General features: G+C 69.3%; 15 protein-coding genes and 1 riboswitch. Of the genes, 8 read left to right on the top strand and 7 right to left on the bottom strand.

Annotated elements, in window-relative coordinates; all coding sequences use genetic code 11:
• The first annotated feature begins 65 nt into the window (after positions 1–65).
• Positions 66–1,286 carry an NAD(P)-binding domain-containing protein gene (locus tag OG226_RS22110; protein ID WP_329349809.1) on the top strand — a complete coding sequence of 407 codons (1,221 nt, stop codon included), beginning with the start codon at positions 66–68 and terminating at the stop codon, positions 1,284–1,286.
• Between the two features lie 28 nt (positions 1,287–1,314).
• On the opposite strand, the gene OG226_RS22105 is transcribed toward OG226_RS22110, so the two are convergent.
• The 4 genes from OG226_RS22105 to OG226_RS22090 form a co-directional block, all read right to left on the bottom strand.
• On the bottom strand, positions 1,315–1,995 hold the full coding sequence (locus tag OG226_RS22105) for a formylglycine-generating enzyme family protein (RefSeq protein WP_329349808.1): 681 nt from the start codon (positions 1,993–1,995) through the stop codon (positions 1,315–1,317).
• 9 nt (positions 1,996–2,004) lie between these two features.
• Positions 2,005–2,745 (bottom strand): hypothetical protein, encoded by a 741-nt coding sequence (locus OG226_RS22100; RefSeq protein WP_329349807.1) that lies wholly within the window; start codon positions 2,743–2,745, stop codon positions 2,005–2,007.
• Positions 2,746–2,947: 202 nt separating this feature from the next.
• On the bottom strand, positions 2,948–4,105 hold the full coding sequence (locus OG226_RS22095; RefSeq protein ID WP_329349806.1) for a glycoside hydrolase family 53 protein: 1,158 nt from the start codon (positions 4,103–4,105) through the stop codon (positions 2,948–2,950).
• Between the two features lie 73 nt (positions 4,106–4,178).
• Positions 4,179–6,185: a beta-galactosidase gene (locus tag OG226_RS22090; protein ID WP_329349805.1), complete on the bottom strand. Its 2,007-nt coding sequence runs from the start codon at positions 6,183–6,185 to the stop codon at positions 4,179–4,181.
• A 222-nt stretch (positions 6,186–6,407) separates the two neighbouring features.
• Here OG226_RS22090 and OG226_RS22085 point away from each other — a divergent pair, with 222 nt between their 5' ends.
• The 5 genes from OG226_RS22085 to OG226_RS22065 all read left to right on the top strand — a co-directional run bounded on the left by OG226_RS22085 (position 6,408) and on the right by OG226_RS22065 (position 11,723).
• Entirely contained in the window at positions 6,408–7,742 is a 1,335-nt protein-coding gene (locus OG226_RS22085) for an ABC transporter substrate-binding protein (protein WP_328680210.1), read from the top strand.
• Positions 7,739–8,728 (top strand): carbohydrate ABC transporter permease, encoded by a 990-nt coding sequence (locus tag OG226_RS22080; RefSeq protein ID WP_328680209.1) that lies wholly within the window; start codon positions 7,739–7,741, stop codon positions 8,726–8,728. Before OG226_RS22085 ends, OG226_RS22080 begins: the two co-directional genes overlap by 4 nt.
• Positions 8,725–9,606 carry a carbohydrate ABC transporter permease gene (locus OG226_RS22075; protein WP_328680208.1) on the top strand — a complete coding sequence of 294 codons (882 nt, stop codon included), beginning with the start codon at positions 8,725–8,727 and terminating at the stop codon, positions 9,604–9,606. The genes OG226_RS22080 and OG226_RS22075 overlap by 4 nt, the downstream gene beginning before the upstream one ends.
• Before the next feature lie 175 nt (positions 9,607–9,781).
• A complete protein-coding gene (locus OG226_RS22070) occupies positions 9,782–10,810 on the top strand; it encodes a LacI family DNA-binding transcriptional regulator (protein WP_328680207.1) in 1,029 nt (342 codons plus the stop codon).
• A 106-nt stretch (positions 10,811–10,916) separates the two neighbouring features.
• On the top strand, positions 10,917–11,723 hold the full coding sequence (locus OG226_RS22065; RefSeq protein WP_328680206.1) for an HAD family hydrolase: 807 nt from the start codon (positions 10,917–10,919) through the stop codon (positions 11,721–11,723).
• A 119-nt stretch (positions 11,724–11,842) separates the two neighbouring features.
• Here OG226_RS22065 and OG226_RS22060 read toward each other — a convergent pair whose 3' ends face one another.
• The 3 genes from OG226_RS22060 to OG226_RS22050 all read right to left on the bottom strand — a co-directional run bounded on the left by OG226_RS22060 (position 11,843) and on the right by OG226_RS22050 (position 16,307).
• Positions 11,843–12,322 carry a transglycosylase SLT domain-containing protein gene (locus OG226_RS22060; RefSeq protein WP_328680205.1) on the bottom strand — a complete coding sequence of 160 codons (480 nt, stop codon included), beginning with the start codon at positions 12,320–12,322 and terminating at the stop codon, positions 11,843–11,845.
• 3 nt (positions 12,323–12,325) lie between these two features.
• A riboswitch (cyclic di-AMP (ydaO/yuaA leader) is annotated at positions 12,326–12,497 on the bottom strand.
• 263 nt (positions 12,498–12,760) lie between these two features.
• The gene (locus tag OG226_RS22055; RefSeq protein WP_329349804.1) at positions 12,761–14,785 is read right to left on the bottom strand and encodes a CocE/NonD family hydrolase; all 2,025 of its coding nucleotides are present in this window, start codon (positions 14,783–14,785) and stop codon (positions 12,761–12,763) included.
• A 16-nt stretch (positions 14,786–14,801) separates the two neighbouring features.
• Positions 14,802–16,307: a peptide MFS transporter gene (locus OG226_RS22050; RefSeq protein ID WP_328680203.1), complete on the bottom strand. Its 1,506-nt coding sequence runs from the start codon at positions 16,305–16,307 to the stop codon at positions 14,802–14,804.
• A gap of 205 nt (positions 16,308–16,512) precedes the next feature.
• Here OG226_RS22050 and OG226_RS22045 point away from each other — a divergent pair, with 205 nt between their 5' ends.
• Together OG226_RS22045 and OG226_RS22040 are read left to right on the top strand one after the other, a co-directional pair.
• Entirely contained in the window at positions 16,513–17,523 is a 1,011-nt protein-coding gene (locus OG226_RS22045) for a polyprenyl synthetase family protein (protein ID WP_328680202.1), read from the top strand.
• A gap of 262 nt (positions 17,524–17,785) precedes the next feature.
• Complete coding sequence (locus OG226_RS22040) at positions 17,786–19,009, top strand: LolA family protein (protein ID WP_328680201.1); 1,224 nt, start codon at positions 17,786–17,788, stop codon at positions 19,007–19,009.
• Positions 19,010–19,058 lie beyond the last annotated feature (49 nt).

The raw sequence follows: 19,058 nt of genomic DNA, 5'->3' as shown, positions 1-19,058 counted from the left end.
GGCACGCGAGTTCAGGCAGCGGCCCCGGCACGAAGTGACGAATTGACGTCCTGGGGAGGGACTTCGTGATTCAACCGGTAGCAGTCATCGGCGCCGGGCCGTTCGGCCTGTCCACCGCCGCGCATCTGCGGGCGCGCGGCATTCCGGTCCGTGTCTTCGGCGAGCCCATGGTCAGTTGGCGTGACCACATGCCCGCCGGGATGCTCCTGAAGTCGACCCCCGCCGCCTCCAGCCTCGACGCCCCGCAGCCCGGCCACAACCTCGTCGACTACTGCGACGCGGCCGGCATCCCCCGCCTGGTCACCGACGAGGACATCATCCCGGTGGAGACCTTCATCTCCTACGGCGAGTGGTTCCAGCAGAAGCTGGTGCCCGAGCTGGAGCGGGTGCGGGTCGTCTCCGTGGACCGGAAGACGGGCGGCGGCTTCGAACTCAAGCTGGACTCGGGGGAGTTGTTCACGGCGAGGGCGGTCGTGGTCGCGACCGGCCTGTACGGCCTCGCCCACCTCCCGCCGGAGCTGGCCGAGGCGGCGGTCGACGGGCCCGCGCCCACCGGTCCCGTCTCGCACAGTTCCCAGCACCACGACCTGAGCGCGTTCAAGGGCAAGGAGCTGATCGTCGTCGGCGCCGGTCAATCCGCCCTGGAGACAGCGGTGTTGGCGGCGGAGGCGGGCGCGAACGTGCGGATCGTCTCGCGCGGGCACGGCCGGGTCGCCTTCGGCGCGCCTCCGTGGAAGCAGCCGAAGCTGCGTCCCGAGTCGCCGTTCGGGCGGGCGTGGTCGCTGTGGGCGCTGAGTTACTACCCCCAGCCGTACCGCCACCTCCCCGAGCAGACCCGGCACTACCTGGTCCGCCGGGTGCTCGGACCGCTCGGGGCGTGGTGGCTGCGGGAGCGGTTCGAGGGGAAGGTACAGGTCAGCGAGGTCGAGCGGATCGTACGGGCGGAGGCGGACGGCGGCGCGGGCGCGGCGAACGGCGGCCCGGTACTCACCGTCGCGACGCCCGGCGGGGATACACAGCAACTCACCGCCGATCACGTCATATCCGCGACGGGGTACCGGGTGGACATCGCGGCGATGGACTTCCTGGGGCACGAGCTGCGCACCCAGCTTGCGGTGAGCCGGGGTACGCCGAAACTCGGCGCCGGGTATGTGTCGTCCGTGCCGGGCGTGTACTTCACGGGGCTGCCGTCGGCGTCGTCGTACGGGCCGGTGATGCGGTTCGTGTGCGGGACGGAGTTCGCTTCGCCGAGGCTGGCGAAGCATCTGGCGTCAGCGCACGGGTAGTTGGCGACCGGGTGGTCGCGACGGGGGCTCAGCTCGTGACGGACCGGGCGACGCGGAAGCCCACGTCGTCCACGCGGAACGTCGGGTGGCTTCGGCGGCGTACGGAAGCGCGGCAGCTCCAGTGCTCGTCGAACCAGCCGCCGCCGCGCAGGACGCGGTACGCGCCGTAGACCTCGGGGTCGTAGAGGTCCCAGCACCACTCCCATACGTTGCCCAGCATGTCGTGCAGGCCCCACGGGTTGGGGAGTCGGGCGCCCGGTTCGTGGGGGCGCTCGGCGGAGTTGCCGCGGTGCCAGGCGATGTCGTCGAGGGGGCCGTAGCGCGGGCCGCTCGTCCCCGCCCGGCACGCGTACTCCCACTCGGCTTCGGTGGGGAGGCGGTACCCGTCGGCGGAGGGGTCCGGCGGTATGGCCACCTCGCCGTGGGCGTCGAAGACGTACGCGGGCTTCAACTCCTCTTGCTGGGAGAGGGAGTTGCAGAAGAGGACCGCGTCCTGCCACGACACGGTCTCCACGGGGAGGTGGTCGCTGCCCCGTGCGGTGCTCGGCCGTTCCCCGGTGACCTGGGCGTACTGCTCCTGCGTGACGGGGAGGGTGCCGAGGCGGAAGGGGGCGAGGTCGACCGTCCAACTGCGTCGCGTGCGACGGTCGTTGAGGGTGACCTGGCCGGATGGGACGGGGGTGAGGTCGATGTGTGCGGTCGCGCCCATGGCCATGCCTTACGTGAGTTCCGTGAACATCGGCCGCAGCCGGGCCGCGAGTTCGGGGTCGGAGTGGTCGAGTTCCGTTGTCGCGACCGTGATCGTCGCGGTCAGCGCGCGGCGGAGTTCCGGTTCCGTGAGGGAGCGGACCAGGGTGGATTCCAGTGGGGCCGTGATCTCCTCGGGCAGCAGATGGGCGCCCTTCGTGTCGGCCGTGGGCAGGCCCAGACGCAGACAGGCCAGGGTGATCACATGGTCGCGCAGGGCGCTGATCCAGTGCTCGGCCTGCCAAGTCCGGCCGCGTACCAGGCAGTTACGGGCGTGCAGCGCGTGGTGCCAGACGAGTCCGGCGAGCGTGTCGGCGCCGGGCGGCGTGAACGCCTCGACCGGCTGATCCCGGCCGAACACGGTTCGCCACTGTGGGCCCCGGGGGCCGAACCCGGCCTCCGGCGTGAAGGTGATGTCCAGTTCCACCCAGCCGGGCAGCAGGAACAGCCGGACGACGCTCGGACCCGGCACCGGCAGGTCCCAGTGGTGCCGGGTGCCGAACTCGTCGTGGATCCAGGCCGTCCATCGGTTCACGGTGTCGGCGACCCCGGCCTCGCCGCGGACACCCATCACGACGTCCGTGTCCGACCAGCGGTCGCCGGTGCCGATGGCGAGCGAGCCGGTGTGGGCGAGGCCGGTGATCGAGTCGTCGGCCTCGGCGTGGGCGAGGAGTCGGGCGCGGACGCGGTCGCGTTGTTCGGGAGTGAACATGTCTCGATGATGCACTCCGAGGGGTTGGAGTGCTGACCGGCAGGAGGGAGAACGGTTGCCGGCGGCAGCGGTCACCTCCCCCTCTGATGCCCTGTGGCCCGAGCAGCTCAGACCACAGGGCACACGGTCGTCATCGCCGGCGCGGGGCACGGCGGCATGCCGAGGCGATCCCCGACCTCGCCCGTGCCACGAGCAGCTGGCTCTACGACCGGTAGCGGCCCAGCGTCCTCAACCCCGGCAGCGCCTTGTCGTCGAAGTCGAACAGGGCGAGGTTCTCCCACGCGTTGCCGGACGTCGGGTCGGTCGGGTCCCAGCCGTCGCCGGCCCGGTACGTCCACACGCCCTCCCAATAGCAGTAGCCCAGGCCCTTGTCGCCGGGCACGTTCGCCATCAGGTCGGCCACCGTGCGGAGCCACGCCGACTGGCCGGCCGGGGTTGCCGGGTAGCCCGCCGTGAGCTGCGAGGGGTCGTACATGATGTCGTTCGTCGCGTCCTCGCTCTTCAGCGTGAAGGGATACGCCGTCTCCGCGATCAGCACCGGCTTGTCGTAACGGGCCGCCAGATCGGCCAAGTTGGCCGCCGCGGCGTCCGGGGTGCCGTGCCAGAACGGGTAGTACGACTGGGCGATGATGTCGAAGTCGACGCCGTCGGCGACCACGTTGTCGTACCACCAACGCGACGTACCGTTGTCGCCGCCGGAGGCGATGTGGAGCATCGTGCGGATGCGCGGGGTCGTGTCGCGCGCCGCGTTCAGGCCCGCCTTGAGGAACGTCGTCAGGTTGCCCCAACCCCCGCCGTCGTCACCCCAGTTCTTGCCCGTGGGCCAGAGCAGCCCGCCGTTGATCTCGTTGCCGATCTGGACCAGGTCCGCCGGGGTGCCCTGGCGGCGCAACGCGCCCAGGACGTCCGCCGTGTGGTCGTAGACCGCGCGCGTCAGGCCCGCCACGTCCAGGTCCGCCCAGGCCGCCGGCTTGGTCTGGTGGGACGGGTCGGCCCACGTGTCGGAGTAGTGGAAGTCGACCCAGATGCCGATCCCCGCCCGGCGCAACCGCTTCGCCAACGGCAGGATGTGCCGCTTGTTGTTGTAACCGTCGGCCGGGTTCACCCAGACCTTGAGGCGGGCGTGGGTGACACCCGCGTCCGCGAGGATGCGGATCGGATCGTCCCGGCGACCGTCCGCCAGGCGGTACACGGCACCGAACGCCTCGTCCTTGGGCAGCGACGAGATGTCCATCCCCCGGATCTCCAACCGGCGCCGGTCCGACCCGCCCCCCGTACCCGCCACAGCGGGGGCCGCCGCCAACACCGGCACCGCGAGTGCCGCCGCCCCCGCCGCCGTAAGAACACTGCGTCTGCGCATCACGAAGCTTCCCTTCAGTAAGTGACCAGAGAAACAAGCAAGTTGAGCCGAGCCGAGTTGAGCCGATTGGAGGTCAGCGCGGGTCCCGGAAGACCTCGACCCCGCCCGCCGGTACCGCCGCCCGGCTCCCGTCCGGCAGCACCACCTTCACCTCGCCCCCGGTGTGGTTCACCGCGAAGCGAAACGTCCCCGACTCGCCCTCCCGTACGACGAGTTCGACATCGCGGGGCAGATCGACCGGCGTGATCCCGGCGTCCGCGAGGGCGAGGTCGACGACGGCGGCCAGGTCAGCCCCCGTCAGCCGCGTCGCCAAGTACCACGCCGCCCCCGACCCCACGGCGTGCCGAGTCAGCGCCGCCCCACCCGCCGTACGCCCATCGGCAAACACGGCGACCGTCTCGCACCCCGCACCCGGCACCACCACCTCCGACCACAGATCCGCCTCGTACGACGAACCGTCCGCACCCCGCACCGACACCGTCTCCCCGGGCAGCAACGGGTCGAACTCCTCGACCGTCAGCCCGAGTACGTCCCGCAACGCGCCCGGATACGCGCCCGGATGCAGCGTGTCGTTCTCGTCGACGATTCCGGAGAAGAAGGAGACGAGCACGGTCCCGCCCCGCGAGACGTACCGCTCCAGATCCGCCCCCACCCCCACCGGCGCCGCGTACAACTGCGGTACCACCAGCAGCGGATACCGTTCCGGGTCCAGGTCGGACAGTCCCGTCGGCGGCACGAAGTCCACCGTCAAGTGCCGGTCGTACAGGGCCTCGTAGAACGAATCCAACCGTTCCCGCGCGTCCAGGTCCTGGCTCGGCCGCCACTCCAGGCTCTGCGCCCACCAGGAGTCCCACGACCACACCATCGCCACGTCACCCCGGGTCCGTGTACCCCGCAGACCGGCCCGGCTCAACTCACCCACCCGGCGGCCGAGTTCCGTCACCTCGCGCCAACCCCGGTTGTCCGTACCGGAGTTCGCCAGCATCGCCGTGTGGAACTTCTCCGCCCCCGACTGCGACTGCCGCCACTGGAAGAACATCGCGCCCTCGGAACCCCGGGCCACATGCCCGAGCGAGTTCCGCGCCATCTCGCCGGGGCGCTTCGCCGGGTTGTACGGCTGCCAGTTGACCCCGGACGTGGCGTGTTCCAGGAGCAGCCACGGGCCACCGCCCGCCACCGAGCGGGTCAAGTCCGCCGCCAGCGCCAGGTTCACGTGCGTACGGCGGCCGTCGGTCATCAGGTAATGGTCGTTGGTGACGAGGTCGACCTCCTTCGCCCAGGCCCAGTAGTCGACGGTCCGGCCCTGGCTCGGCGCGACCATGAAGTTGGTGGTGACGGGGACGCCGGGGGAGAGGCGGTGCAGGATGTCCCGCTCGGCGACGAAGTTGGCGCGGGCCTGGGCGTCGGCGAAGCGGTGGTAGTCGAGTTGCTGGGTGGGATTGCATACGGACGGGGTCGCCCGGGGCGGAGTGATCTCCTCCCAGTCGCCGTACTGCTGGCCCCAGAACGCCGTTCCCCAGGCGTGGTTGAGGGCATCGAGGGTGTCGTAGCGCTCACGCAGCCACCCCCGGAAGGCTGCCGCGCAGACATCGCAGTAGCAGGCGAGCACGGGGGCGCCGTATTCGTTGTGGACGTGCCACAGGACCACGGCCGGGTGGCTGCCGTAGCGCTCGGCGAGCGCCGTCGTGATCGTGGCCGCCGCCGAACGGTAGGCCGGGTTCGAGTGGCAGATCGCGCCCCGCGAGCCGAAGGCGAGGCGGACGCCCTCGCGCGTCACCGGCAGCGCGGAAGGGTGCGCTCGATAGAACCACGCCGGCGGCACCACCGTGGGCGTGCCGAGGTTCACCGCGATGCCCGCCGCGTGCAGCAGGCCCATCACCGTGTCCAGCCACTCCCAGTCGTACTCACCCGCACGCGGCTCCATCCGGGCCCACGAGAAGACCCCGAGCGAGACCGCCGTGACCCCGGCCTCCCGCATCAGCCGTACGTCCTCCTCCCAGACCTCCTGCGGCCACTGCTCGGGGTTGTAGTCACCTCCGAAGGCGAGCGGCAGACGGTCGTGCGGGGCGGGGGACGGCATGGGTTCACTCCCGGGCATCGGAGGAGAAAGTCGGCTGTTTCTGTGATCGTGCACATGGATGGTTGCAGCGTCCATCCCTCAGCAACAAGTAGGTAACCCCACGGTTCATCCATTGACAAGGGTCCGAAACAATTCTCTACTGTGCACGGTCACAGAGCCGTGCGGAGCATGTGGGACATCCGATGGGGACATCGGGGACCGGCTCGCACTCAGTCAGGGGAGATGAAGATGTCGATCCACCGCCACCAGTTCAGCAGGCGCAGCATCCTTGCCGGGGCAGCAGCTGTCGGCCTCACGGGCACCCTCGCCGCCTGTGGCGGTTCCGACGACGACTCCGGCAAGAGCAGCGGGCCCGTCAAGCTGACCTACTGGTCCTGGGCGCCGAACATGGACAAGGTCGCCGCGATCTGGAACAAGAAGAACCCGGACATCACGGTCACCGTGTCCAAGCAGGCGGCCGGCAAGGACATCGTCTCCAAGCTGATCACCGCGAAGAAGGCGGGCAACGCCCCCGACCTGATCCAGGTCGAGTACCAGTCGCTGCCGACGCTGGTCTCGAACGACGTGCTCGCGGACATCTCGAAGTACGCGAAGTCCGCCAAGTCCGAGTTCGCCGAGGGTCTTTGGAGCATGGTGACGCTCGGCACCGACGCGGTGTACGCGATACCGCAGGACTCCGGACCGCTGATGTTCTTCTACCGCGAGGACCTGTTCAAGAAGCACAACCTGACGGTCCCGGCGACCTGGGACGACTTCGCCAAGACCGCCCGCGCCGCCAAGAAGGCTGTCCCGGACGCCTACTTGACGACGTTCTCCTCCAACGACCCCGGTCTGTTTGCCGGGTTGGCGCAGCAGGCCGGTGCCAAGTGGTGGACCGTGGAGAGCGGCGGCAAGTGGACCGTCGGCATCGACGACGCGGCCACGAAGAAGGTCACCGACTTCTGGGGCGGGCTCGTCCAGGAGGGCGCGATCGACAACCAGCCGATGTACACGCCGGCTTGGAACAACGCGCTGAACAAGGGCACCCACCTCGGCTGGGTCTCCGCCGTGTGGGCGCCCGGTGTGCTGGTCAGCTCGGCCCCCGACACCAAGGGCAAGTGGCGCATGGCGCCGCTGCCGCAGTGGAGCGCGGGCGAGGACGTCACCGGCAGCTGGGGCGGTTCCTCCACCGGCGTCTCCACCGACTCCAAGCACGCCGAGGCCGCGACCAAGTTCGCGAACTGGCTGAACACCGACCCGGAGGCGCTCGCCGCCCTGGTCAAGGAGGCCGGCATCTACCCGGCGGCCACCAAGGGCCAGTCCGGCTCGGTCCTCACCACGCCCGAGTTCTTCCCGAACCAGACCGACTTCTACGACACGGCCGCCAAGATCGCCGCCACCACGGCCGCGTCCGCCTGGGGCCCGAACGTCCAGGTCGCCTACGACACCTTCAGTGACGCGTTCGGCAAGGCCACCAAGGCGAAGAAGGCGGCGCAGTTCGACACCGCGCTCGCCACCATGCAGTCGTCGACCTTCACCGACATGAAGAAGCAGGGCTTCAAGGTGACCGAGGCATGACGAGCACTCCGCTCAAGGGCGCCGACCGGTCGACGGTCGGGCCCTTGGCGGACGGCACCGCCACCTCCGTCCGCCCCCGCCGCCTCCGTCGCCGTGGCCGCAGCGCGCCGTACTGGTTCCTCGTACCGGCCGTGCTCCTGTTCGCCGCCTTCACCGTCGTACCGATCGGGTACGCGGTGTGGCTCAGTCTCCACAAGGTCCAGGTCAAGGGCATCGGCCTCGGCAAGGGCGCCCGCCAGCAGGTCTGGAACGGCATCGGGAACTACACCGACGTCCTGCACGACTCCGAGTTCGGCCACAGCGTCCTGCGCGCCTTCGGCTACGGCCTGATCGTCATCCCCACGATGCTCGGTCTGGCCCTGGTCTTCGCGCTGATGCTGGACACCCCGCAGGCCCGCAGCGCCAAGTTCGCGCGCCTCGCGATCTTCCTGCCGTACGCCGTCCCCGGCATCATCGCCGCCCTGATGTGGGGCTTCCTCTACCTGCCGACGGTCAGCCCGTTCTACTACCTCCTGCGCGAGTTCAACCTCCCGCAGCCGGACCTGTTCGACGGCGGCAACCTGTACCTGTCGTTCGCGAACATCGCGGTGTGGGGCGGCACGGGCTTCAACATGATCGTCATCTACACCGCCCTGCGCTCCATCCCGCAGGAGATCTACGAGGCCGCCCGCATCGACGGCGCCTCCGACCTGAAGATCGCCCTGCGGATCAAGATCCCGATCGTGATGCCGTCCCTCGTGCTCACGTTCTTCTTCTCGGTCATCGCCACGCTCCAGGTCTTCACCGAGCCCATGGCACTCAAGCCGCTGACTAACGGCCTCTCCAGTTCCTGGAGTCCGCTGATGGCCATCTACGACGCCGCCTTCCTCAGGTCGGACATCTACGGCGCCTCCGCCACCGCCGTGGTGCTGGCCCTGGCGACCTTCGCGCTCTCCTTCACCCTGCTGCGCGTCTCCGACCGCTACACCCGGGAGGACCGGGCATGACCCCCCTCACCCTCACCGCCACCGACGCCCGCCCGGGCCCCGCGAAGCCGAGGCGCACCGCGTGGGTGCCCACCCTGGTGCTGGTCATCGGCTCGCTGTACTGCCTGATCCCCGTGGTCTGGGTGGTCATCGCGGCCAGCAAGGGCCGCGGCGAACTGTTCTCCACGTTCACCTTCGCCCCCGGCTCCGGCTTCCTCGACAACATCAAGGACCTGACCGCGTACCGCGACGGCATCTACTGGCAGTGGATGGTCAACTCCCTCTTCTACGCGGGCGGCGGCGCCCTGCTCTCCGCCGCGGTCTCGGCCGCCGGCGGCTACGCGCTGGGCCGATTCGCCTTCAGGGGACGGGAGTTCATCTTCAAGCTGATGCTGGCCGGCGTCCTCGTCCCGAGCATCGTGCTGACCGTCCCCCAGTACTTCCTCCTCTCGAAGCTGGGCCTGGCCGACTCGTACTGGTCGATGCTCCTGCCGTCGATCCTCTCCCCCTACGGCGTCTACCTCGTCCGGATCTACGCGGCCGCGTCCGTGCCCGCCGAACTCCTCGAAGCCGCCCGCATGGACGGCGCGAGCGAGTGGCGGATCTTCTCGCGGATCGCGGTGCCGATGATGATGCCGGGGCTCATCACGGTGTTCCTGTTCCAGTTCGTCGGCATCTGGAACAACTTCCTGCTGCCGTACGTGATGCTCGCGGACGACACCAAGTTCCCGCTCACGCTCGGCCTCTACACCCTGCTCAACCAGGGCGCCTCACAGCCCGCGCTCTACACCCTGGTCATCATGGGCTGCTTCCTCGCGATCCTGCCGCTGATCGCGCTGTTCCTGGTGATCCAGCGGTTCTGGTCCCTGGACCTGCTGAGCGGATCGGTCAAGGCGTGAGCGCTCCGCTGGAAACGCCGTGATGGGCCGTTGCTCGTCCGCGGCGCCGTCGTGGCTGGTCGCGCCGTTCCCCGCGACCCTTGGGGCGCGGCCTGACCACTGCTGACGTCGCACGACCTGCCCAGGAACCGGGCGGCTCCCCACAGCCGACCGCCCCCCACCCCGAACGAGGAACATGACCACCAGCTCGAACGGCCGCCGCAAGCCGCCCACTATCCACGACGTTGCCCGCGAGGCGGGCGTGTCGCGGGGCACGGTCTCCCGGTTCCTGAACGGCGGTCACTACGTCTCGCCGGCCGCTCGCACCGCGGTGGAGACGGCGATCAGGAAGACGGGGTACGTCGTCAACCGGCACGCCCGTTCCCTGAGCACCGGACGGTCGGACTCGGTGGCGTTCCTCCTCACCGAGCCGCAGGAGAAGTTCTTCGAGGACCCCAACTTCAATGTCCTGCTGCGGGGTTGCACCGAACACCTGGCCCGCCACGACATCCCGCTCCTGCTGATGCTGGCCTCGTCGAAGGACGAACGCCGCCGCCTGACCCGGTACATCACCTCGGGCCACGTGGACGGCGTCCTCCTCGTCTCCAACCACAGCGGCGACCCGGTGGCGGCCGAACTCCGGGACGCGGGCATCCCGTTGGTGGCCTGCGGCAAACCGCTGGGCACCGCCTCCAAGTACAGCTACGTCGCCGCGGCCGACCGCGACGGTGCCCAGGAGATGGTCCGCCACCTCATCGCCACGGGCCGTCGCCGCATCGCCATGGTCACCGGCCCACTCGACGCACCGGGAGGCCCCGACCGCCTGGCGGGCTACAGGGACGTCCTCACGGAGGCGGGCTTGCCCCACGACCCGACCCTCGTGGTCGAGGGCGACTACCGTCGCACGGGCGGAGAGGAAGCGGCCCGCAGACTCCTCGCCCAGGCCCCCGACATAGACGCGGTCTTCGTGGCCTCCGACCTCATGGCCCTGGGAGTCGTCAACACCCTCCAGCAGTCCGGCCGTTCGGTCCCGGATGACATCGCTGTCGGAGGCTTCGACGACTCGGCGGCGGCCACCTCCATCACCCCGGCCCTCACGACCATGCGCCAGCCCTACGACCGCATCAGCGCCGAAATGGTGAGGATGCTCCTCGCCCAGATCGCCGGCGAGGACACGGCGGGCGTGATTCTGCCTACGGAACTGGTGGTACGGGAGTCGGCATAACGGTCGTAATTGTCAAACCAACCGGAACACGGGTACACGCATGTGAAGGCAGCAGCCGTCCGGTTCGTGTCGAGTCGGTGGGGCGTTCCATCCGTATTCTCTGATCATGGCCGCACCCCTCGCATATGCACTGATCGCCACCGACCTGGACGGAACGCTGCTGCGCGGCGACGACACGCTCTCCGACCGGTCCCGCGCCGTACTGCGGCGGGTGGCGGAGGCCGGTGCCCGGCACCTCGTCGTCACCGGTCGGCCCGCCCCGAGGGTGCGGCCCCTCCTCGACGACCTCGGCTCCAGAGGGCTCGCGGTGTGCGGACAGGGCGCGCAGTTGTACGACGCCGGCGCGGACCGTCTGCTCTGGTCGGTCACCCTGGACCGGGAGTTGGCGGAGACCGCGCTCGGCAAGATCGAGGCGGAGGTCGGCCAGGTGTACGCGGCGGTCGACCAGGACGGCGTGGACGGCCTGACGCTGATCGAGCCCGGCTACTTGATGCCGCACCCCACGCTCCCCGCCGTGCGGGTAGGCAGGCGCGACGACCTCTGGTGCGAACCCATCAGCAAGGTGCTGCTCCGTCACCCCGCCCTGGAGGACGACGAGTTGGCCTCCACGGCCCGCTCGGTGGTCGGTTCCCTGGCCTCGGTCACCATGTCGGGCCCCGGCACCGTCGAACTCCAGCCACTCGGCATCACCAAGGCGACGGGACTGGCCCTCGCCGCCCGCCACTTGGGCCTGACGCCGTCCGACACCATCGCCTTCGGCGACATGCCGAACGACATCCCGATGTTCGACTGGGCGGCCCACGGAGTGGCCATGGCCAACGCCCACCCCGAACTCAAGGCGGTGGCGGACGAGGTGACGACGTCGAACGAGGACGACGGAATCGCGCTGGTCCTGGAAAGACTCTTCAGCTAGAACGCCCTGTTTTTAGGGGCGCGGGGCTGTATCAATGTGCGGCTCCGCCGCGCGGGCGCGACCAGCCACGACAGCGCGAGAGCCGAACAGACAACCCGTCGTGGCTGATCCAACATTTTCTAGTAAGCGCCGTACACGTTGTCGATGGACCCGTACACGGCCGCGGCGTAATTGCAGGCGGCGGTGATGTTCGCAACCGGGTCATACGGATCGAACGAAGTCCCGGCAACGTGATACGCGTTGAACGTCGGGTCGATCACCTGAAGCAACCCCTTCGACGGCGTACCGGCCACCGCGTTGGAGTCCCAGTTGTTGATCGCGTACTGGTTCCCGGAAGACTCACGGATCACGTTCCGGTAGATCCCGTTGTACGTACCCGGAATCCCCTTCTGCGCCATGATCGCGAGCGACTCCCGGATCCACCCGTCAAGGGTGTTGGGGTACCCGGCGAGCGTGGTCGAGGCGGTGGTGGTCGACGTGGTGGCCGCGGACGCGGTGGTCGCACCCACGACGGGCAGCGCGAGGATCGCGACACCGGTACCGGCGACGACGACACGGCGGACGAGGCGGGCACGGCGGGACTGAGCGGTTGCAGGCATGACGAGGTTCCTCTCCGTCGCCTGCGAGGTGAGCTGTCGGGTTCGGGCTGGGAGGTGCCCGGCCGCGCCCTTGCGGACGTGACTTAACCCCAAGCCGTTCCGGTCGTGACGACCGGCCCGGCGACCTACCTGGTTCCCCCGCTCCTGCCGTGCGAGAAGTTCGTGACTGGGATGCCGGGCGGCGGCAGGATTCGGCGTTCCGCTCGACAGGCCGGGAAACTATGCGAGAGCACATGTCCGGAACAAGTGGCGGAATCACACCTAACCCCTATTGACCTTGGTCTGAGGCGTATGGGGCACTTGATCCTTTGCGCGAGCCAAGGGTCAATTGTCAAATGCCGTAAGGGAAAACGCGGGCAGACCAGGACACAGGTCACGCACAGAAACGCGTGACCCAAGTCACGGGAGGATTAAGAACGGCAAATCGGGCATTCATCCTCAACTGGCAGTTCTCGGAATCCTTTTCTCCCATGTGCGATGGAAGATCACTTCTTCGCCCTCGGTGCAGATGACCTCGTTCGAGGTAATAAATTCCGTTTCGTCGCAAGTAATCTCCGACCGCGTCCGTACGGTCGTGTCCCATCCCAGCTCCGGCCGGTGCAGCCGGATCGACCAGTCCGACCGGGTGCGCGCCGACAGCGGGTCGGACTCGTCGATCGTGTACGTCTCCAACGCGTCCTCGGTGAATTCGAGACCGTCCGGGTACACGCGCGTGCCGCCGTACCGGGGATCCACCTCCAGCCGCCACTCCCCCTTCGCGACATCCCGTACCACCAGCCGCTCGGGGCGTGGTTCGTCCAGCGTGGCCGGGTGGTTGACCCCGAGCGGCTCGGCCTCCTCGGGTTCCTCGAAACGGATGCCCTCCGTCAACTCCCGCTCCCGCACGGGAAGTTCGAGCGCGCTTCCCTCCGGGTCCAGCGTGAACCCCGCCGCCGACTCCGGCTGCGGCCAGATCCACGGCCAGTACGCCGACGACACCGCGAGCCGGATGCGGTGCCCGGGCGGGAACGCGTGCCCGATGCCGTTCAGCTCGAAGGTCACGTCCTCGGTGGTGCCCGGCGTCCACGGCACCGCCCGGTCCCGCCCGTGCCGCGCCGACAGGTTCAGCACACCCCGGGTGACCAGGGTCGAGGCACCGTCGGGGGCCACGTCGCACAGCCGGGCGATCACCTGCCCGCGCGGCACCTCGCAGGTCAGTCGCAGCCGTACCCTCGGCCGCCCCAGCACCCATGTCTCGGCCGGCACCTCGAACTCGAAGCAGGCCGACCGCGCGTCCTCGTCCCGCTGGTCCGGCGGCAGATCGGCGTCGTTCCCGAAGGGGAAGAAACGGCCCGCGTCCACACCGGTGTGCATGGGGGAGCGGACGATCGCGGGCGCACCCCGGAGGCCGTACGTCGTCGTCTTCACGTGCGGTGAGGGCCACGCGGGCTCGCCGACCCAACGGCCCGGGAGGGTGTCGTAGACCGTGGCAGGGGGGTGGGAGTCGCTGACGTAGGCCCGTAGGAGCGGGTCGGACGTGACGCCGGTGTCCTTGTCCTTGAGCCAGTGGTCCCACCAGCGGAGGGTCTCCTGGAGGAAGCCGATCGCGGGGCCGGGCGGCAGGCCGCGGTCCGGGTACTGGTGCGACCACGGGCCGATGAGGCCGCGCACGCGGTCCGGCGGGAGGTGTTCGACGAGCCGTAGGACCGAGTCGCGGTACGGGTCGTGCCAGCCGCCCACCGCGAGGACGGCCGCGCCGATCGCGGAGTAGTCCTCGCAGACGCTGCCGTGCCTCCAGTAGTCGTCGCGGATCTGGTGGGCGAGCCAGGTGTGGATGAACGGGTCGATCCGTTCGAGGCGCTTGAGCCACATGTCGCGCCAGACCAGGCCCGCGTACTCGGGGTCCGGCGGGCGGGCGACGAAGGCGAGCATGGTGGCCGCCCAGGCGTGCAGGTCGACGGCGAGGGCGGAACCTCCCATGTAGTGCACGTCGTTGTCATAGCGGTCGTCCGTCGAGCAGACCGTGACGATCGCCTTGAGCGGCTCGGGTGCGAGGGCCGCGATCTGGAGGGAGTTGAAGCCGCCCCAGGAGATGCCGAACATGCCGACCCTGCCGGTGCACCAGGGTTGCGCGGCAAGCCAGTTGACCACTTCCACGCCGTCGGCGAGCTCCTGGGCGTCGTACTCGTCGCCGGGGGCACCCTCACTGTTGCCGTGCCCGCGCACGTCGACCCGGACGGAGGCGTAGCCGTGGCCCGCGTACCAGGGGTGGCGCTGGGCGTCCCGGGGCGCGGTCCAGTCGGTCAATCGGTACGGGAGGTATTCGAGGAGCGCGGGGACGGGTTCGTCCGTCACCGGGCGCCACACGCGCGCGTAGAGGTGTGTTCCTCCCTCACTGCCGCAAGCGTGGGAGGTGCCCCCAGCGAGCGGGATGCGGATGTCCTCGTGGGTCGTCTCGTGGGGGAAGGACGTACGGATGCGCATGAGGGGACCCCTGGGTTCAGTGGACCGGATGCATGGTCCGGCGCAGCCACGGCGCGGCGGCCATCACCGCGAGGCCCGCGGCCACCGCGATCGCGCCGTTGACGCCGAAGTAGGCCGGCTTGGAGACGTCGTCGTAGAGCTTCACCGTCTGGGCCTGGATGCCGTTCGCGAGGGCGAGGGACAGGAACCAGAGGGACATGGTCTGGCTGGAGAAGGCGGCCGGGGCGAGCTTCGTGGTGGCCGACATGCCGGAGGTCTCCAGGAGGATGTCGCCGAGCCCGAGCAGGAAGTACGAGCCGACGATCCACCAGGCGGACATCCGGTAGGCGTCGCCGCTGTGCCCGCTGGTCGGCAGGACCATCAGCAGGAAGGAGAGTCCGCCGAGTACGACACCGATCGCGATCTTGTTGGAGGCGTGCGGCTGGCGGCGGCCCATGCGGACCCAGAGCGCGGCGACCACGGGCGCGAGACCCACCTCGAAGGCGCCGAGCGCGCTTGCGTACCAGCTCGCGGGGAAGTCGAAGCCCAGGATGGTCGTCTCGGCGTTCGACGCGGCCAGCAGCATCATCGTCGAATAGGCCTGGAAGAGGATGAAGTTGAAGACCGTGGAGGCCAGGAACAGCACGATGTACGGGCGCAGCCGACCGCGTTCCTCGGGGCTCACGCGCGGGCTCATGAACATCACCGCGAAGTACACGACCGGCGCGATCACGGATATCACCGTGAGGAGGTCGACGAAGCGGCCCATCGTCAGCCAGCCGGCGGTGGCCAGCCCGGTCGCGAGCACGGCGGCCACCAGGATGCCCAGGACGATCAGCCTCACCGCGCGGCGCAGCGCGTCCGGCGCGAGCGCGAACTCCGCGGTGTTCCTGCGACCGGCCAGGTGACGGCGGCCGGCGACGTACTGGATGAGCCCGAACGTCATGCCGACCGCGGCGGCCGAGAAGCCCCAGTGCCAGCCCTCGTGGTCGCCGAGCCAGCCGGTGATCAGGGGGCCCGCGAAGGCGCCGATGTTGATCGCCATGTAGTAGAGCGCGAAACCGGCGTCACGGCGCTCGTCGTCGGTGCGGTACAGCTTGCCGACCATGGTGGCCACGTTGGGCTTGAGCAGGCCGGTGCCGGCGCTGATCAGGCCGAGGCCCACCCAGGTCATCGTGGGGGTGGGGACCGCCATCGCGTAGTGCCCGCAGGCGATCAGGACGCCGCCCCACAGCACCGCGCGGTACGAACCGAGGATGCGGTCCGCGAGCCAGCCGCCCGCGACCGAGACGAGATAGACCAACGTTCCGTAGGCTGCCGACACGGACGCGGCCGTTCCGGACGACATGCCCATGCCGCCGTGCGCGACGGTATCCGCGAAGTAGAGGACGAGGATGGCCTGCATGCCGAGGAACGAGAAACGCTCCCAGACCTCAAGCCCGGAGAGCGTGAGCAGCCCCTTGGGCTGCCCGAAGAAGGCGTGGTCGTCCTCGGGGGGCGGTTGGTCGTCGGGTTCGGCTTCCAGTGCGGTTCGAGACACCATCCACCACTTCCGCGTAAGTCGATAAATATCCGTTCTTATCAGGTGATCGAAAACATACCGGTCGTGATCCGATACCGCCCCTGCTGGACGGGGTGGGCGGCATGGGTGATCGAAAGCTGACCGGATACGCTGACTTGAGTGATGCCAGCGACCTATCGACAAACCGTGTGACCGCCCAGGGACACCAGCAGACAGGAGACCCCTCGTGACCGTCGTCGGGCCGTTCGGGCTGAGCGTGCGGGACCAGGCTCTGGAAGCCGATGTCCAGGCCGGATTGACGGCCGTCGAGGAGGGTCTGCTCGAAGCCACCAAGAGCGAGGTCCCCTTCATCACGGAGGCCGCCCAGCACCTCGTGCGCGCGGGCGGAAAGCGGTTCCGGCCGCTCCTCGTGATGCTCGCCGCGCAGTTCGGCGACCCCTATGCGCCGGGTGTCGTGCCCTCGGCCGTGGTCGTCGAGCTGACCCACCTCGCCACGCTGTACCACGACGACGTCATGGACGAGGCGACCGTACGCCGTGGGGTGGAGAGCGCCAACGTCCGCTGGGGCAACTCGGTCGCGGTCCTCACCGGCGACTTCCTGTTCGCGCGCGCGTCGCACACCCTGGCCGACCTCGGTCCCGAGGCGGTCCGGGTGCAGGCCGAGGCGTTCGAACGCCTCGTCACCGGCCAGATCCTGGAGACCGCCGGCCCCTCCGACGGACGCGACCCGGTCGAGCACTACCTCGACGTGCTCGGCGGCAAGACCGGCTCCCTGGTCGCGGTCGCCTGCCGCTTCGGCGCGATGATGTCCGGCTGCGACGACACCGTCGTGGACGTCCTCACCCAGTACGGCGAGCGGCTCGGCGTCGCCTTCCAGCTCGCCGACGACGTCCTGGACATCGCCTCCGACGGCGAGGAGTCCGGCAAGACCCCGGGCACGGACCTGCGCGAGGGCATCCCCACGCTGCCGGTGCTGCTGCTCCGCGAGCGGGCCGCCCGCCTGGGTCTCGCCGAGGACATCGCCCTGTGCGAACTGCTCGACTCCGACCTCACGGACGACGCCCGGCACGCCGAGGCGCTCTCCCTGCTCCGCGTCCACCCGGCCCTGGAGCAGGCCCGCCGCGACACCGTCCGCTACGTGGAGGACGCCCGCGCGGCCCTCGCCCCGCTCCCCGAGTGCGACGCCAAGGTCGCCCTCCTGGAGATGTGCGACGCGGTGGTGCACCGCGCGGGCTGAGGCCCTGGGCAAGAGGCCCTGAGCAACTGCTGTACGGAGGCGGCGTCTTCCCCCTAAGGGTTTGGGGAGGCGCCGCCTCCGTGTGTCATACCCCAGGCGTACGCGGAGTTGGCTCCCGGGTCTGACGCTTATCTCCCGGCGATTTGGTCAGATGGAGAACACGGAAAACACCACTCCTCACCGAATCGGGTGAGAATGGCGGCTCAGGGTGGGACGAGTGCACGACGGACTGGCCGCCGCCGACGACGGAGGTAAGGCAGACATGGCACCGTACGAAACCGACGACAGCACGGACACCGGAGAGCGCGACGAACTCCGGGCCGGGCGGCGCAGGGCGGCGCGGTACATCGTCCCGGTCACCGTGGTGGGGGTGGCGGCGGCGACCATCGGACTGGTCCCGGCGCTCGCCGACTCCGGCGACCCGAACCTTCCCAAGGTCACCGCTCAGCAGCTCATCGACAAGATCGCCAAGTCGGACGTCCAGCAGCTGTCCGGCACCGTGAAGATCAGCACGGACCTCGGCCTGCCCGACCTCGGCGGCCTGGAGAGCAGCATGCTGTCCGGCGCCACGAAGTCCGGCGACGGCTCCTCCGCCGACCCGACGACCAAGCTCACCGAGCTGGCCAGCGGCACCCACACCCTGCGCGTCGCGGCCGACGGCCCCGACAAGCAGAAGGTCTCCCTGCTGGAGAACGCGGCGGAGTACAGCCTCATCCACAACGGCAAGGACGTCTGGGGCTACGACAGTCAGACGAACGAGGTCTTCCACGGCACGACCGCGGCCGACGCCTCCAAGAGCGACGAGACCCGGGCCACGCCCCAGGGGCTCACCGACGAGGCGCTCAAGTCGGTCGACGACACGACGTCCGTCACGGTCGACGGCACGGAGCACGTTGCCGGGCGGGACGCCTACAAGCTGCTGATCAAGCCCAAGCAGACCGGTACGACGGTCGGCGCGATCAGCATCGCGGTGGACGCGAAGACCGGCCTGCCGCTCAAGTTCACGCTCACCCCGGCGAGCGGCGGCGCGGCCGTCGTCGACGTCGGCTTCACCCAGCTCAGCCTCAGCAAGCCGGCCGCCTCGACCTTCGACTTCAAGACGCCCAAGGGGGCGAAGGTCACCACGGAGGACAGCGCGACGAAGGGGGCTCCGACCCCGGATCACTCCGGTGCGTCCGGTAAGGCCGGCAAGTCCGACGAGGACCTCGGCAAGGGGCTCGACGACCCGACGGTTCTCGGCAAGGGCTGGAACTCGATCGCCACCTTCGACACCGGCGGTGAGGGTGTTCCGACCGGTTCCTCGGCCGGTGGCGGTGACCTCGGTGGGTTCCTCGGCTCGCTCGGTGACCAGGTGAAGGGTGACTTCGGCAAGGGCACGGTGTTCTCGACCCGGCTGGTCAACGCCCTCGTCACGGACGACGGCAAGGTCTACGTCGGCGCGGTCACCAAGAGCGCGCTGGTCAAGGCGGCGGACGCGGCGAAGTAGGTACCGACGGCTGATCAACTGCCGTAGGGGCACGGCGAATCGAGGGAGT

Origin of the sequence: Streptomyces sp. NBC_01261, assembly GCF_036226385.1 — a bacterium.
Classification (GTDB): Bacteria; Actinomycetota; Actinomycetes; order Streptomycetales; family Streptomycetaceae; genus Streptomyces.
Note: the sequence above shows the minus strand (reverse complement) of the source record. Positions and strands in the feature narration are given on the sequence as shown.

Excerpts from the sequence above, each read along its gene's own strand:
- OG226_RS22105 (WP_329349808.1), bottom strand. The coding sequence starts at position 1,995 with ATGGGCGCGACCGCACACATCGACCTCACCCCCGTCCCATCCGGCCAG.
- OG226_RS22075 (WP_328680208.1), top strand. The coding sequence starts at position 8,725 with ATGACCCCCCTCACCCTCACCGCCACCGACGCCCGCCCGGGCCCCGCG.
- OG226_RS22040 (WP_328680201.1), top strand. The coding sequence starts at position 17,786 with ATGGCACCGTACGAAACCGACGACAGCACGGACACCGGAGAGCGCGAC.
- OG226_RS22100 (WP_329349807.1), bottom strand. The coding sequence starts at position 2,745 with ATGTTCACTCCCGAACAACGCGACCGCGTCCGCGCCCGACTCCTCGCC.
- OG226_RS22055 (WP_329349804.1), bottom strand. The coding sequence starts at position 14,785 with ATGCGCATCCGTACGTCCTTCCCCCACGAGACGACCCACGAGGACATC.
- OG226_RS22050 (WP_328680203.1), bottom strand. The coding sequence starts at position 16,307 with ATGGTGTCTCGAACCGCACTGGAAGCCGAACCCGACGACCAACCGCCC.
- OG226_RS22085 (WP_328680210.1), top strand. The coding sequence starts at position 6,408 with ATGAAGATGTCGATCCACCGCCACCAGTTCAGCAGGCGCAGCATCCTT.
- OG226_RS22080 (WP_328680209.1), top strand. The coding sequence starts at position 7,739 with ATGACGAGCACTCCGCTCAAGGGCGCCGACCGGTCGACGGTCGGGCCC.
- OG226_RS22065 (WP_328680206.1), top strand. The coding sequence starts at position 10,917 with ATGGCCGCACCCCTCGCATATGCACTGATCGCCACCGACCTGGACGGA.
- OG226_RS22060 (WP_328680205.1), bottom strand. The coding sequence starts at position 12,322 with ATGCCTGCAACCGCTCAGTCCCGCCGTGCCCGCCTCGTCCGCCGTGTC.
- OG226_RS22090 (WP_329349805.1), bottom strand. The coding sequence starts at position 6,185 with ATGCCGTCCCCCGCCCCGCACGACCGTCTGCCGCTCGCCTTCGGAGGT.
- OG226_RS22095 (WP_329349806.1), bottom strand. The coding sequence starts at position 4,105 with ATGCGCAGACGCAGTGTTCTTACGGCGGCGGGGGCGGCGGCACTCGCG.
- OG226_RS22070 (WP_328680207.1), top strand. The coding sequence starts at position 9,782 with ATGACCACCAGCTCGAACGGCCGCCGCAAGCCGCCCACTATCCACGAC.